General features: G+C 36.1%; 10 protein-coding genes. 9 read left to right on the plus strand and 1 reads right to left on the minus strand.

Annotation, left to right across the window (positions count from 1 at the left end; translation table 11 throughout):
• Positions 1 to 44: 44 nt before the first annotated feature.
• From NKG37_RS09035 to licT, 5 genes are all read left to right on the plus strand, one after another.
• A complete protein-coding gene (locus NKG37_RS09035; RefSeq protein WP_254416119.1) occupies positions 45 to 1,571 on the plus strand; it encodes an MFS transporter in 1,527 nt (508 codons plus the stop codon).
• A gap of 15 nt (positions 1,572 to 1,586) precedes the next feature.
• Complete coding sequence (gene uxaC / locus NKG37_RS09040) at positions 1,587 to 3,005, plus strand: glucuronate isomerase (RefSeq protein WP_254416120.1); 1,419 nt, start codon at positions 1,587 to 1,589, stop codon at positions 3,003 to 3,005.
• A gap of 255 nt (positions 3,006 to 3,260) precedes the next feature.
• Positions 3,261 to 5,168 (plus strand): beta-glucoside-specific PTS transporter subunit IIABC, encoded by a 1,908-nt coding sequence (locus NKG37_RS09045; RefSeq protein ID WP_254416121.1) that lies wholly within the window; start codon positions 3,261 to 3,263, stop codon positions 5,166 to 5,168.
• 35 nt (positions 5,169 to 5,203) lie between these two features.
• On the plus strand, positions 5,204 to 6,625 hold the full coding sequence (locus tag NKG37_RS09050; RefSeq protein ID WP_047943377.1) for a 6-phospho-beta-glucosidase: 1,422 nt from the start codon (positions 5,204 to 5,206) through the stop codon (positions 6,623 to 6,625).
• 116 nt (positions 6,626 to 6,741) lie between these two features.
• Complete coding sequence (gene licT, locus NKG37_RS09055) at positions 6,742 to 7,572, plus strand: BglG family transcription antiterminator LicT (RefSeq protein WP_254416122.1); 831 nt, start codon at positions 6,742 to 6,744, stop codon at positions 7,570 to 7,572.
• Between the two features lie 277 nt (positions 7,573 to 7,849).
• Here licT and NKG37_RS09060 read toward each other — a convergent pair whose 3' ends face one another.
• Entirely contained in the window at positions 7,850 to 8,053 is a 204-nt protein-coding gene (locus NKG37_RS09060) for a hypothetical protein (protein WP_254416123.1), read from the minus strand.
• A gap of 321 nt (positions 8,054 to 8,374) precedes the next feature.
• On the opposite strand from NKG37_RS09060, the gene NKG37_RS26050 reads away from it, so the two are divergent.
• The 4 genes from NKG37_RS26050 to NKG37_RS09085 all read left to right on the plus strand — a co-directional run bounded on the left by NKG37_RS26050 (position 8,375) and on the right by NKG37_RS09085 (position 14,311).
• Positions 8,375 to 9,775 carry a TerD family protein gene (locus tag NKG37_RS26050; protein WP_285850810.1) on the plus strand — a complete coding sequence of 467 codons (1,401 nt, stop codon included), beginning with the start codon at positions 8,375 to 8,377 and terminating at the stop codon, positions 9,773 to 9,775.
• Between the two features lie 142 nt (positions 9,776 to 9,917).
• A complete protein-coding gene (locus NKG37_RS09075) occupies positions 9,918 to 10,871 on the plus strand; it encodes an AAA family ATPase (RefSeq protein ID WP_047943380.1) in 954 nt (317 codons plus the stop codon).
• On the plus strand, positions 10,871 to 12,076 hold the full coding sequence (locus NKG37_RS09080; RefSeq protein WP_254416124.1) for a DUF58 domain-containing protein: 1,206 nt from the start codon (positions 10,871 to 10,873) through the stop codon (positions 12,074 to 12,076). The genes NKG37_RS09075 and NKG37_RS09080 overlap by 1 nt, the downstream gene beginning before the upstream one ends.
• Positions 12,077 to 14,311: a transglutaminase TgpA family protein gene (locus tag NKG37_RS09085; protein WP_144581667.1), complete on the plus strand. Its 2,235-nt coding sequence runs from the start codon at positions 12,077 to 12,079 to the stop codon at positions 14,309 to 14,311. It begins immediately after the preceding gene.
• Positions 14,312 to 14,331 lie beyond the last annotated feature (20 nt).

A 14,331-nucleotide genomic window follows, 5' to 3' on the forward strand; every position in this document is an offset into this window, starting at 1 on the left:
GTTTTACCTATATTCGTATTGATAATAAATAGGAGGCGTTAGAAATGGAAAAAAAGCAAAAGGATGTTACGCTTGCAAGGAGTATTGGATACGGCTTAACAGATATGATGGGCGGAGGGGCTTTTACCATTATAGGAGCATGGCTTTTGTTTTTTTATACAAGTTATGCTGGTTTGACGCCAGTTCAAGGTGCTTCTATTATTGCAATTGCTCGTATAGTAGATGCAGTCGTCAGCTTATTTATGGGAAGCTTTTCAGACAACTTTTTAAAATTTAAGTTAGGAAGAAAATTTGGACGGCGAAGATTTTTCTTATTGATTGGTTCACCACTAATGCTTGTATATGTATTACTCTGGACTTCGGGAATGAATTATTTATATTATCTTCTTACTTATTTAGCATTTGAGATTATTGCAGCGATGGTTTTAATTCCATGGGAAACACTCCCTTCTGAAATGACAATGGACTTTAATAAACGAACGAAATTATCAACTGCTAGAATGTTTATCTCAGGACTTGGAACCTTTTTAGCCACATTTATACCTGGGCAGCTCTTTAGTATTTTAGGACAAGATAATTCCCTTGCTTTCTTCATTAATGGTGCCTTTTTTGCAGTTGTTTTTGCTATATGTGTGTATATTTCTTTCCGTTCTACATGGGAACGAGAAGTTTCGCCTGAAGAATTACAACTACTGATAAGCCAGAAGAAAGAACGAAAAAATGGTTTAAAGGTAGTGATACAAATGTTTGTGGACTTTGCTTCCACTTTCAGGGTGAAAAGCTTTCGTAAGCATTTATTAATTTATATTTGTTCGATGACAGCGAAAGATGCTTTTAACGCAGTATTTGTATTCTTTTGTGTATACGCTTTAAATAGTACTTCCACTGTAGCAGCGAATCTACTTTCATTTAGTATTATTGGGCTACCTGGAGCTATTCTATATGGATTTTTAATGATTAAAATTGGACCAGCAAATTTATTTAAAATATCGTATTCTACTATGATTCTGTGTTTATTAGGATATGGGGCGGTTTATTTATATCATCCTAGTAATCTAATCCTCGTATTAGGGGTTATTTCCTTCTTGTATCAAATTGGAAGAAGTATGCTGGAATTCGTTCCTTGGAATGTCTTTCCGTTTATTCCAGATGTAGATGAAATGATTACAACGAAAAGAAGAGAAGGAATCTTTGCTTCTGTAATGACGTTCTTTAGAAAGTCTTCTGTTGCACTTGCGACCTTTTTAGTTGGAGCCATCTTAGAGAAAGGGGGATTTGTACAAGGCTCGGCAACGCAGCCACAGAGTGCTGTTGATACTATAATGTATATCATGATTATTGGGGTAGGTCTTTTGCTTTTTATTTCATTAATTGCAGCATTCACCTTTAAATTAAATAAAGAAACGCATGGAATTCTTGTAGAGGAAATTGAACGTTTAAAGAACAACGGTTTAAAAAAGGATGTAGATCCAAAAACGAAGAAAGTGGTCGAATCCTTAACAGGTTATTCCTATGAAAAGCTTTGGGGTGGAAAGACAGATGAAGATTTAACACAAGTAAAGATTAATTAAGAGGAGGATAACAAAATGAAGACTTTTATGGATAAAGATTTTTTACTGCAGACAGAAACAGCGAAAACATTATTTCATGATTATGCGGCGACCATGCCAATCTATGACTATCATTGTCATTTAGACCCAAAGGAAATTTATGAGAATCGAAGATATGAAAACATTACAGAGCTGTGGCTGGAGGGGGACCATTATAAATGGCGTGCCATGCGTGCTAATGGTATAGATGAATTCTATATAACTGGAGATGCAGACGACTACAGTAAGTTTGAAAAATGGGCTGAGACTGTAGAGAAGTTAATTGGAAATCCACTTTATCATTGGACGCATTTAGAGTTAAAACAATATTTTGGAGTGGAAGCAATTCTAAAACGAACGTCAGCAAAGGAAATATGGGAAACTTGTAATCGCAAAATACAGAGTCCAGACTTTTCAGCAAGAAGCTTAATTGAAAGGTCAAATGTAGCTCTTATTGGTACTACAGATGATCCGATTGATGATTTAGTTTTTCATAAGTTATTACAAGAAGACAAAACTTTTTCAACAACTGTTTTACCAGCATTTCGTCCAGATCATCTAATGGCTATTCAAAGCAATTATTGGGAGGAGTATGTTGAAAAACTAAGCAATCTTACAGGAGTAGAAATTACGAGTTATAGCACTTTGATGGAGGCAATAGATCATAGGATAGATTATTTTCATGAGATTGGCTGCAAATTGTCTGACCATAGTTTAGAAATGGTCGTATATGAATCAGCAACAAGGGAAGAGTTGGATATGATAGTAAAAAAAGCGTTGACTGGTGAGGCTATTACTCTAAAAGAAAATAATCAGTTTTTGACTAGTTTACTTGTCAGCCTTGGTAAAGCATATAGCCAAAGAGGATGGGTGATGCAATATCATATCGGAGCATTAAGAAGTGCCAACTCTCGTTTATTTCAAACAATTGGTGCAAATATAGGCTGTGATTCGATGCAAGATAGTCCTATTGCTATTCCATTAGCGAAATTATTAGATGAGCTGGATCGAGATGGCAGCCTGCCAAAGACCATTCTGTATGGATTAAATCCGAATACTAATGAAGTTTTAGCAACAATGGCTGGAAATTTCCAAGAAGGTGGAATTCCCTCTAAACTACAATTCGGATCTGGCTGGTGGTTTAATGATCATATTGATGGCATGGCAGCACAAATGAAAACACTTGCAAATCAAGGGCTATTATCGAGATTTATTGGAATGCTGACAGATTCGCGCAGTTTTTTATCTTATAGCCGTCATGATTATTTTAGAAGAATTCTATGTAATCTAATAGGGAATTGGGTGGGAAATGGGGAGTACCCAAATGATATGGAATGGCTCAGTCAAATTGTTCAGGATATATCTTACTATAATGCTCAGCGCTATTTTGATTTTCAGTTAAAAATGGATTATTAATTGAAAGAAAATAAATAGGAACTTAAATAAAAAAATTAATTTTTCTAAAAAGAAAGCGTTGACATGTATAACGAGACGTGATAAATTACAGATATCAAATAACAAAACTTAAAAGTTCCGTGAAGGAATGTTACCTTAAGTGGGCATAACCTGAACTGACTAGAAAAACATGCTATTGTTTTGCGTGTATTTTAGTCAGGTCAGGTTTTTTTATTTGTAAAAACCAAATTCCATAGCTGAAGGAAGGGTAAAAAAATGAAATATGAGCAATTAGCAAAAGATATCATTGCGAATGTAGGTGAAAAAGAAAACGTTTCCAGTGTTGTGCACTGTATTACACGTCTCCGCTTTAAGCTTAAAGATGAAAGTAAAGCGAATACAGAAGTCCTAAAAAATATGGATGATGTTGTAACTGTCATGAAAAGCGGCGGTCAATATCAAGTCGTTATCGGCAACCATGTTCCAGATGTATACAAAGCAGTTGTTTCAGTAGGAGGTTTCCAGAGCCAGCAGCCTGTAGAGGAAGAGGAAGGTTCTAAAGGTTCACTTTTCAATCGATTTATCGACATGATTTCAAGTATTTTCACGCCAGTTCTTGGTGTTTTAGCAGCTTCAGGGATGATTAAAGGGTTTAATGCACTATTTCTATCAACAAAATTGTTAACGGAATCATCTGGTACTTATCAAATTTTAAATGCCACAGGTGACGCACTATTTTATTTCTTACCAATCTTCTTAGGATATACTGCGATTAAGAAATTTGGAGGAACACCGTTTATTGGAATGGCGATAGGGGCTGCATTAGTTTATCCAACCTTATCCACTTTAACGACGGGTGATCCATTATATACTTTGTTTGGAGGTACATTATTTGAATCGCCGATCCATGTTACGTTTTTAGGGATACCAGTAATTTTAATGAGTTATTCTTCTTCGGTTATCCCAATTATTTTATCGACATTCTTTGCATCTAAAGTAGAGAAATGGCTAAGAAATGTCATTCCTGATGTAGTGAAAACATTTATTGTGCCATTATTTACATTAGTGATTGTAGTTCCAGTCACATTTCTTGTTATTGGGCCTATTGCAACATGGGCAAGTACATTAATCGGTCAAGGATCTTTATTCTTATATAATTTAAGTCCCGCTATTGCAGGTTTATTGATTGGTGGATTCTGGCAAGTGCTTGTTATTTTCGGTCTTCATTGGGGATTAGTGCCAATTGCTATTAACAATGTAGCGACACTTGGCTATGATACGATTTTATCTCCAGTCTTCGCAGCGTCTTTTGCACAGATCGGGGCAGTTCTTGCAATTTTGATCAAAACAAAAAATCAAAAGTTAAAAACATTGAGTTATCCAGCGTTTATTTCCGGTATCTTTGGTGTAACGGAGCCAGCTATTTACGGAATTACCTTACCTTTAAAGAAACCATTTATTATTAGCTGTATTGGTGCAGGTATTGGTGGTGCTATTGCCGGGTTAACAGATGTAAAGGGTTACATCGTTGGTGGTCTTGGAATTTTTGGTATTCCTTCTTATATTACACCTGAGGGAATCAATATGAACTTATGGGGAGCACTTATTTCCATCATTGTTGGCTTTATCGTAGCGTTCTTATTGACATTGTTCTTTGGCGGCATTAACAAAGGCCAAAATTCAACAGGAAATACTACAGCATCGAACCAAGTAGCAGCAACAAAGGTAGAAAAAGAGGAAGTGTTAAGCCCCCTAAAGGGCGAGGTAAAACCTTTATCAGAAGTTAAAGATGAAGCATTCGCATCTGGTGCACTTGGCCATGGAATTGCTATTGAACCGAGTGAAGGGAAATTATATTCTCCTGCTGATGGGACGGTTTCTGCTTTATTTCCGACGAAACATGCAATTGGGATTACAACAGATACTGGTGCAGATATTTTGATTCATATCGGAATGGATACTGTGCAATTAGAAGGCCAGCATTTTACTGTACACACCACACAAGGTGAGTTAGTGAAAAAAGGACAATTGCTTATTGAATTTGATATAGATGAAATAGCTAATTCCGGCAAGCCTTTAACGACACCAATTGTGATTACAAATTATAGAGAGTTTCATTTAGAGGTAACAGATAAAAAACAGATTCAACAAGGAGATTCTTTATTCCACCTCGAAACTAAGTAAAAATAAGCAAGAATTATGAGAAAGGATGAGACATTATGGCATTTCCAAAAGGTTTTTTATGGGGCGGTGCAATTGCCGCTAATCAAGCAGAAGGAGCCTATTTAGAGGATGGGAAGGGCTTAACTACGGTTGATTTATTGCCAACTGGTAATAAAAGATTTGAAATTATGATGGGCAAGCTTCCTTCTTATCAACCACTGGAAGGGGAATTTTATCCTTCGCATGAAGCGATTGACTTCTATCATCGTTATAAAGAAGATATTGCTCTATTTGCAGAAATGGGATTTAAAGCATTGCGCTTATCGATTTCATGGGCTAGAATTTTTCCAAATGGAGATGACGCTGCTCCAAATGAAGCGGGATTGAAATTTTATGATAATGTTTTCGATGAGCTCTTAAAATATGGAATCGAGCCAGTCGTAACCATTGCTCATTTTGATGTACCAATAAATCTAGTAAAGAATTATGGCAGCTGGAAAAATCGTAAATTAGTCGATTTCTTTGAAAAATATGCAACTACCTTATTTGAGCGATATAAGGATAAAGTGAAATATTGGATGACCTTTAATGAAATCAATATGCTTTTACATTTACCGTTTGTTGGAGCAGGTTTGGTATTTGAAGAAGGAGAAGATAAGCTTCAAGTGAAATATCAAGCAGCCCATCATCAATTGGTTGCTAGCAGCTTAGCGGTAAAAGCTGGGCATGAGATAAATCCTGAGATGAAAATTGGCTGTATGCTGGCGGCCGGTCAAACGTATCCATATTCTTGTAATCCAGATGATGTCTTGGATGCAATGGAAAAGGATAGAGATTCTTTCTTTTTCATAGACGTTCAATCTCGTGGGAAATATCCTGGCTATGCGAAAAGGTTTTTCCGAGATAAGAATTTAAAGATTGAAATGGAAGAACAGGATGAAGCGTTATTAGAGAAATATACCGTTGACTATATAGGCTTTAGTTATTATGCAAGTCGTACGACAAGTACAAATCCAGAGGTCAATAAGCAGACCTCGGGTAATGTGTTTGGTTCTATTGAAAATCCATACTTGGAAAAGTCGGAATGGGGTTGGACGATTGATCCTAAAGGTTTCCGTATCACTGCAAATCAATTGTATGATCGCTATCAAAAGCCGCTATTTGTAGTAGAAAATGGGTTAGGTGCTGTCGATATACCTTCGGAAGATGGAGAGGTAAAGGACGATTATCGGATAGATTATCTACGAAAGCATGTTATAGAAATGTCTGAGGCCATAGAGGATGGTGTAGAAATGATCGGATATACGAGCTGGGGGCCAATTGATATTGTAAGTGCTTCTACTGGTGAAATGAAAAAACGCTATGGTTATATTTATGTAGATAAAGATAACGAAGGGAACGGAACATTAGAGCGATCAAAGAAAAAGAGCTTTGATTGGTATAAAGAGGTTATTGCCTCCAATGGAGAGAATGTATAAAGGGAAATAGGAAAGTTGATTTTTCAGCTTTCCTTCTTTCCTATTTTTAAACCATACTATCACGATCACTTATCCATGATAAGGAAAAAAAGCCATATTAAACTACAGGTGGTCAAATGAAAATAGAAAAAGTATATAACAATAATGTAATTGCTGCATTTAATGAAAAAGACGAAGAATTAGTAGGAATGGGAAGAGGGATAGCTTTTCAAAAGAAGCCTGGTGATTTAGTGGAAGAAGCAAAAATTGAAAAAATATTTGCTTTGAAAAATAATGATATGTCGGAAAAGTTTAAAACACTTTTATATGAAGTACCTGTTGAATATATCGAAATCACAGAGGAAGTCATTAAGATTGCTAGCAGCAGGCTAGGCAGAAAGTTAAATGATAGTTTTTATATCTCTTTAACAGATCATTTGCATTTTGCTGTTCAGAGAATCGAAAAGGGGTTTGAAATTAAGAACGCTTTATTATGGGAAATAAAAAGATTTTATAAGGAAGAGTTTGCTATTGGTTTAGAGACCATTCAACTAATGAAGGAGAAATTAGGCATTGAGCTGCCAGAAGATGAAGCTGGTTTTATTGCGATGCATCTAGTTAATTCAGACCTGAGTCAAGAAATGCCTAATATCGCGAACATCACAAAGGTTATGCAAAATATATTAAATATTGTTAAATACCATTATAAGATGGAATTTGACGAGGACTCTTTAAATTACTTTCGATTTCTTACTCATTTGAAGTTCTTTGCGCAAAGACTCTATAGTAAGACATACATGGATGATGACGATCCATATCTATTCGAAATGGTGAAACATAAGCATAGGGAAGCTTTTATATGTACGGAAAGAATAAATGAATATATTGAAAGTCAATTCAATTATTCTTTAACAGATAATGAAAAGTTATATTTAGCTATTCATATACAAAGAGTTGTTAATCGTTAGTTTCTCCATTAAGAGAATTTAGAGGTTATAGGAGATCAACTGTCCATAAAAATTTGATGGTTCACATTAACCATCAGTGAGGAGGAAGCACCTCCCGCTGATAGAAGTTTTAATATATTGAAGATAAGTTAATTCATTTAGGCTTTGTTCAAATAAAATGTTGTTTAGAAAGCATGCCATAGAGAAACAAGGAAAGAAAGCATTCATCTTTTTGCCAAAAACATTCATTGAACAAAGCCTTAAATGAAGAAGATATAGAATTTTATATGATAAATGATTACTGTGTAATCGATTGATCTGTAATATCTTTTTCCTCTGCTTGTTCCTCTGTGGTGTCTTCTTGTAATTTCTCGTATTCTTTTCTTACCTCTCCGCAAGTGATGCATATACCACTGTAATAATAATTATATTTATGATATTTTCGTATCTTACAAATAAGGGAACCAAATAACATACATAACAACTCCTTTACCTTTTCCATTCTACCGTACAAGAGAATTTTGTTCGGTTAAATAACCGTTACGAACCTACCAAATTCATGACAAACATGTCTTCTTCATCTTTTTTATGACAAACCTCCAAAAAACATTACAAATTAGAAGAGAAAAGGTATAGAAAGAATAGAGATATTGAGGAATAGCTAAAAGAGGAAACTTTTTCATGGTTTATATCGTAAAAGGTGTAGTTGTAATACAACTGTAAATGAATATACGTACAATTACCTAGATAATGCTGTAAAATAATAGTTATCGATAGTTGGAAGAAAATGATTGTAAAAAAGGAGAGGTTCTTTGTGGGGGTCATGCTTAGCAAGGGTCAAAAGATAGATTTAACAAAATCACATCCTGGGTTAAGTAAGGTAGTAATTGGTTTAGGGTGGGATATCAATCAACATGGTGCCAACTATGATTTAGATGCGTCAGCTTTTTTGTTGGGCGATAATCATAAAGTATGGAGTGATAATGATTTTATTTTTTATAATAACCCAACTGGTCCTAACGGATCGGTAGTATATAGCGGGGATAACCGGACGGGGCATGGCAGAATGGATGACGAACAAATTCGAGTGAATTTATCCCAAGTACCTGCCGCTATTCAACGCATTGCTTTTACCATTACCATTCATGATGCGTATAATAAAGGACAAAATTTTGGTCAAATATCTAATGCCTATGTCAGAGTTTTTAATGAGGGAGATCAAGTAGAACTTCTTCGTTTTAATCTTGGAAGAGATTATACAATTGAAACTGCTATTGTTGCAGCCGAGTTATACCGTCATCACGGAGAATGGAAATTTAATGCTGTCGGAAGTGGCTTTCAAGGTGGACTAGCTGCCCTATGCCGCAATTTTGGAGTAACAGTTGATGATGAACCGCAAGCACCTGCTTATCCTAATGAATCTATCCAACAAGCTTATCAAGAACCTAATAGGCCTTATTACCAGTCATTTGAAACGCAAACTCATCCGGCTTTTAGCAGCGGGGCTTATCAGCCAAACGGGCAACCTTCATATTCAACAAATACTCATTCACAAATGTATGGACAAGCTGCTGTCAATGACGCATATTCTAGTGATCATATGCAGTGTATGAGATGTAGAAGTACCAATGTCCGTACCGGTGAAAAAGGCTTTGGGATTGGCAAAGCGGCAATTGGTGGATTGATTTTAGGACCTGTCGGTTTATTAGGTGGATTTATTGGAAAAGGACAGCTGAAAATAACATGCAATAGTTGTGGCTATAGTTGGTCTCCATCTCAGACGGATTATGCAGAATGGGGAAGGCAGCAGAAACAAAGAGCTAGAGATATCTTTATGCGCTATAAAAATCCAGAAGTATTAGACGCTGTTGTTGCTGCATGTGCATTAGTAGGTATGGCTGACGGAAGATTGGACCATACGGAAGAACAAAAAATGATGGAGTTTATCCATCAAAGTGAGGAATTACGTGTTTTTGATACAAATAAAGTAATTCAGCAATTTAATTACTTTGTCCGAAAAATAGAATACGATCAAATTATTGGTAGAGCCGAAAGCTTTCGAGCACTAGGAAAAGTTCGCTCAAAGCCAGAGATTGCTAGACTTGTAGCTCGGTATTGTATTGCGATTGGATATGCAGATGGTCATTTTGATCAAAGGGAAAAACAAGTGGTGACGGAAATTTGTCGAGAATTAGGTTTAAACCCACAGGAATTTTTATCTTAAAAAATGGCAATGCTTGATATAGAAGCTAGATGAATAGAATGGATTGGTTACTAGTAAGAAAAATGATTACTTAGTTGAAAGATAGTGTCGTAACAATGCAACTAAAACTAGCAATTTACTAGAATGTAACAGGAGGAGAAGAATGGCAGGAAATCATAGTTTGGTAATTAACAGAATAATCGGTAATATCGAAAAGGTGATGATTGGGAAAAGGGATGTAGCAGAACTGAGTTTAATTGCTTTGCTTGCCCAAGGACATGTTTTATTAGAAGATGTTCCAGGAGTTGGGAAAACAATGATGGTGCGAGCTTTAGCGAAATCAGTAGGTGCTAATTTTCGTAGAATTCAATTCACTCCAGACCTCTTACCTTCTGATGTAACGGGAGTGTCTATTTATAACCCGAAAGAGCTAGAATTTCAATTTGTGCCAGGACCAATTATGGGGAATATTATTCTAGCTGATGAAATAAATCGAACATCACCAAAGACTCAGTCAGCTCTTTTGGAAGCGATGGAAGAAAGTAGTGTAACGATTGATGGCGTGACACATCATTTACAAAAGCCATTCTTTGTTATGGCAACCCAGAACCCAATTGAATATGAAGGAACCTATCCTCTTCCAGAAGCACAGCTAGATCGTTTCTTATTGAAAATGAATATGGGATATCCAACCGTAGAAGAAGAAATAGAAGTGCTGACTAGAGTCCAAGTAGCAGCGCCAATTGAAAAATTAGAGTCAGTTGTAAGCTTAGATGAGTTACTTACTCTTCAAGATGAAGTAAGACAAGTGTATGTGGATGAAACGATTAAAAAATACATTGTGGAGCTCGCAACAGCAACTAGAGAAAATGCGAGTATTTATCTAGGAGTCAGTCCGAGGGGTTCCATTGCATTAATGAGAGCATCCCAAAGCTATGCCTTTATTCAAGGAAGAGATTATGTCATCCCAGATGATGTGCAATTCTTAGTAAAAGCTGTTTTTGCTCATCGAATGATTTTAAAATCAGAAACAAAGTTCGATGGGATAACAGCAGAAGAAATTATTAATCGAATTATCGGGCAAGTGCCAGTACCAGTACAAAGGTTAGTGAAGTAATGAAAAGATTTTTGCATAAATTAAATCGGGTTTGGAAATTAATTTTGCTATTTTTACTAATAGTGATGGTATTTTCCTATGCTATGTTTCAAGGTGGGTTTGTAAGCTGGTTTTTATTTTATAGTTTTTTACCATTTGCTTTATATGGTCTTTTAATTGCAGTCTATCCAATGCGGGATTGGCAAGTAAAAAGAAAAATTTTGAAATATGAATATAGGGCGAAAGAAGAAATGCATGTAGAAATTGAATTAACGAGAAACTCGTTTTTTCCTGTTTTTTATATGGTGGTGAGAGATTCATTTAATTCCACAATGGGGCAAAAAATAGAAGAAAAGAGAATGTTAATGCCTGGATTAAAGCGGAGACTCCGCTTTAATTATACGGTGAAGGAGTTGCCAAGAGGAGAGCATGTATTTGATCAAATCTTTCTCCAATTGGGTGACCCTTTAGGTCTGATTGAGAAGGAGAAGGTCTATATTCAAGTAGAACGGATTCTAGTGTATCCTCCTATTGAAGAAATGATATACAAACCGCTGGAAAATCACTATGAGCAAGGAATGACTTCATCGAAGGAGCGAGTGCAGCGAGATACGACAATGGCAGTTGGTGTGAGAGAGTATCAGCCAGGTGACCGCTTTTCATGGATTAACTGGAAAGCAAGTGCAAGGCGCAACAATATGATGACAAAGGAATTTGAACAAAAACAGTCGCATGACATTATGATTGTGATGGATTGCCAAGAAAATAAAAGATTTGAAACGACAGTGTCTTTCACTGCTTCTATCCTTCGAGCTATTTTAAAAAAAGGTGCGCAAGTAGGCTTATTATCGGTAGATACGGAGCGTAAGATTTTTCCAATAAGGGGAGGGGAAAGTCACCAACAATACCTGCTCTATCATTTAGCAAAAGTACGTGCTACAAAGGAAATCACATTAGCAGAGGTTGTAGATTATGAAAGTAGTCAATTGCCTCCACAGGCCACAATCATGTTAATTACTTCCCAAGTAACAAGAGAACTTATAGATAAAGCTGGGTGGTTGGCAAGTAAAAGATATAATATCGTGATGTTTGCCATCACTGGACAAAAGGAAGGTTTATCTAGTGAAGAAAGAACATTAAGTGCTTTTGCTGGAAAAAAAGGCATTCAAATCATTCCTGTTTCTGATGGGAGATTTAAAGAAGCTTTTGGAGAGGGGGTGGCATAAATGGGAACGCCCTATAGCAAAAAACATATCACAATTGCTAATTTTTTATTATATATTTTAGGTTTCTTACTAATTTGTGAATGGCTCGGACCATTAGAAGAATTAACGAATACAGAGAATGTGATTGTCTTTCACTTATTTCTTGCGTTATCTTTATTGTTAGCCTTTTCCCGGACACCAAGCTGGGTAAGCGGAACATTGAAGACTGTTTATATTATATTTATTCTTCAATATTTATATTATGAGGAATCATTTTTTACTTTCCAATGGATTCAACCTTTTGCAGCCGAATTTATCGATAATTTAGCATTGGTATTTAATACAAAGTGGCCGGAAATGACGAATATGTTTAAAAGCAGTCTCTGTTTCATTTTATTATGGCTGATGGCGTATTTAATTGATTATTGGCTAATTAAGCGAAGAAAGATTTTTACATTCTTTTTGCTGACAATTATTTATATTACCGTATTAGATACTTTTACGATTTATAGTGCTGATTTGGCAATTATTCGTACGGTAATCATAGGTTTTACAGCAATGGGCATGTTAACATTTTTTCGATTAAGTGATAAAGAAGGATCTGGAAATACTAACAGTTCGATCGTAAAATGGATGATTCCTTTACTTCTATTCGTAATAGGAAGTGCTGGAATTGGCTATTTATCACCAAAGGCAGATCCTATTTGGCCAGACCCTGTTCCTTTTATCCAGACAATGGGGGATAAAGGAGGAGTAGAGGATGGAGATATTCCAGGAAGCGGTATTCATAGAGTTGGTTATAGTGTTGATGATTCAAGATTAGGGGGAGACTTTATTGGTGATTCTTCCTTGGTCTTTGTTGCGGAGGTAGAAAAGCCTCATTATTGGAAAGTAGAAACGAAAGATACTTATACAGGAAAAGGCTGGGTCCAATCAGAGGAATCCTTAAAATTAAATCGGGACAACTTTGAAGTATTAGATCAAGGTGGCGCAATTCCTTTTGTCTCTTTTGTAGAAGGGGAAAATGTGAAGCGGACAGAGTCTGAAAGCACTGTGCAATTTACGAATGGCTTTTCTTATTTACTATATCCATTAGGAGTAAAAGAAGTGTCTGCTGCTAATTCGTTCATGGAAATTGAAAGTGGGAATGAACGTGGCGTTTTTAATGGATATGTAGAAAGTTACTCGGTAAAATATGATGTGCCGGAATACAGTCTAAATGCGTTAACAACAGCTGATATGGAAGACTTTATAAGAAATAATCCAGATATGGTGAATCGCTACCTTCAGCTTCCCGATTCATTACCGCAAAGAGTGAAAGACCTTGCTGCTGATATAACGAAAAATGATGAAAATGTATTTGCAAAGGTACGTGCGATAGAAACCTATTTCTCATCTAATGGTTTTACTTATAGTCAAAATAATGTGGCAGTCCCGAATGAGAAAGAGGATTATGTGGACCAATTCTTATTTGAAACAAAGCTGGGTTATTGTGATAACTATTCGACTTCTATGGTTACCTTGCTGCGTTCTATTGGGATTCCCTCAAGATGGGTTAAAGGTTTTACAGAGGGAGAATTTGTAGAAGCGGACGGGGATATTCGCCGCTATGAAGTTACAAATAATAATGCACATTCTTGGGTAGAGGTTTATTTTCCAGATGTAGGCTGGGTTGCTTTTGAGCCAACGCAAGGATTCTCTAATGCGAATACGTATATAAATGATGTGGAGAGCAATCAAAATACTGGGAATACTGAAACGCAAACGCCGGAGCAACAGGAACGACAGCCAGAAACCCCAGAAAATAAACCAGAAAATCCAGAGCAAACAATGGAGAAAACATCACCATCTACAGATGGGCAGAAGAATTACACAACTATTGTTAAAGACAATTGGCAGTGGGTCACTACGGTTCTAGTAATCATTATTACAGCAGGATTAGCAGCTTATAAATTTCGCTATAAATGGCTTCCTTATTATTATATTTGGAAATTCCGAAACACAACGGAGGAAACTAACTTTCCGAAGGCTTATATGGTGCTGCTGCATCTACTAGAGATAGCTGGACTCCGCAAGAAGGAAGAAATTACCTTAAGAGAGTATGCGAAGCAAATAGATCACATTTATTCAAGCAAAGAAATGAGCCAATTGACTGCTAAATATGAGGAATATCTGTATAAAGGTCATATGCAAAAAGAGACTTGGGAAGATATGAGAGAATTGTGGGAAAATTTAATTAAAAAAACAACAGCTTGACCATCGATTCGACATGTTGT

Origin of the sequence: Niallia sp. RD1 (assembly GCF_024219955.1) — a bacterium.
Classification (GTDB): Bacteria; Bacillota; Bacilli; order Bacillales; family Cytobacillaceae; genus Niallia; species Niallia alba.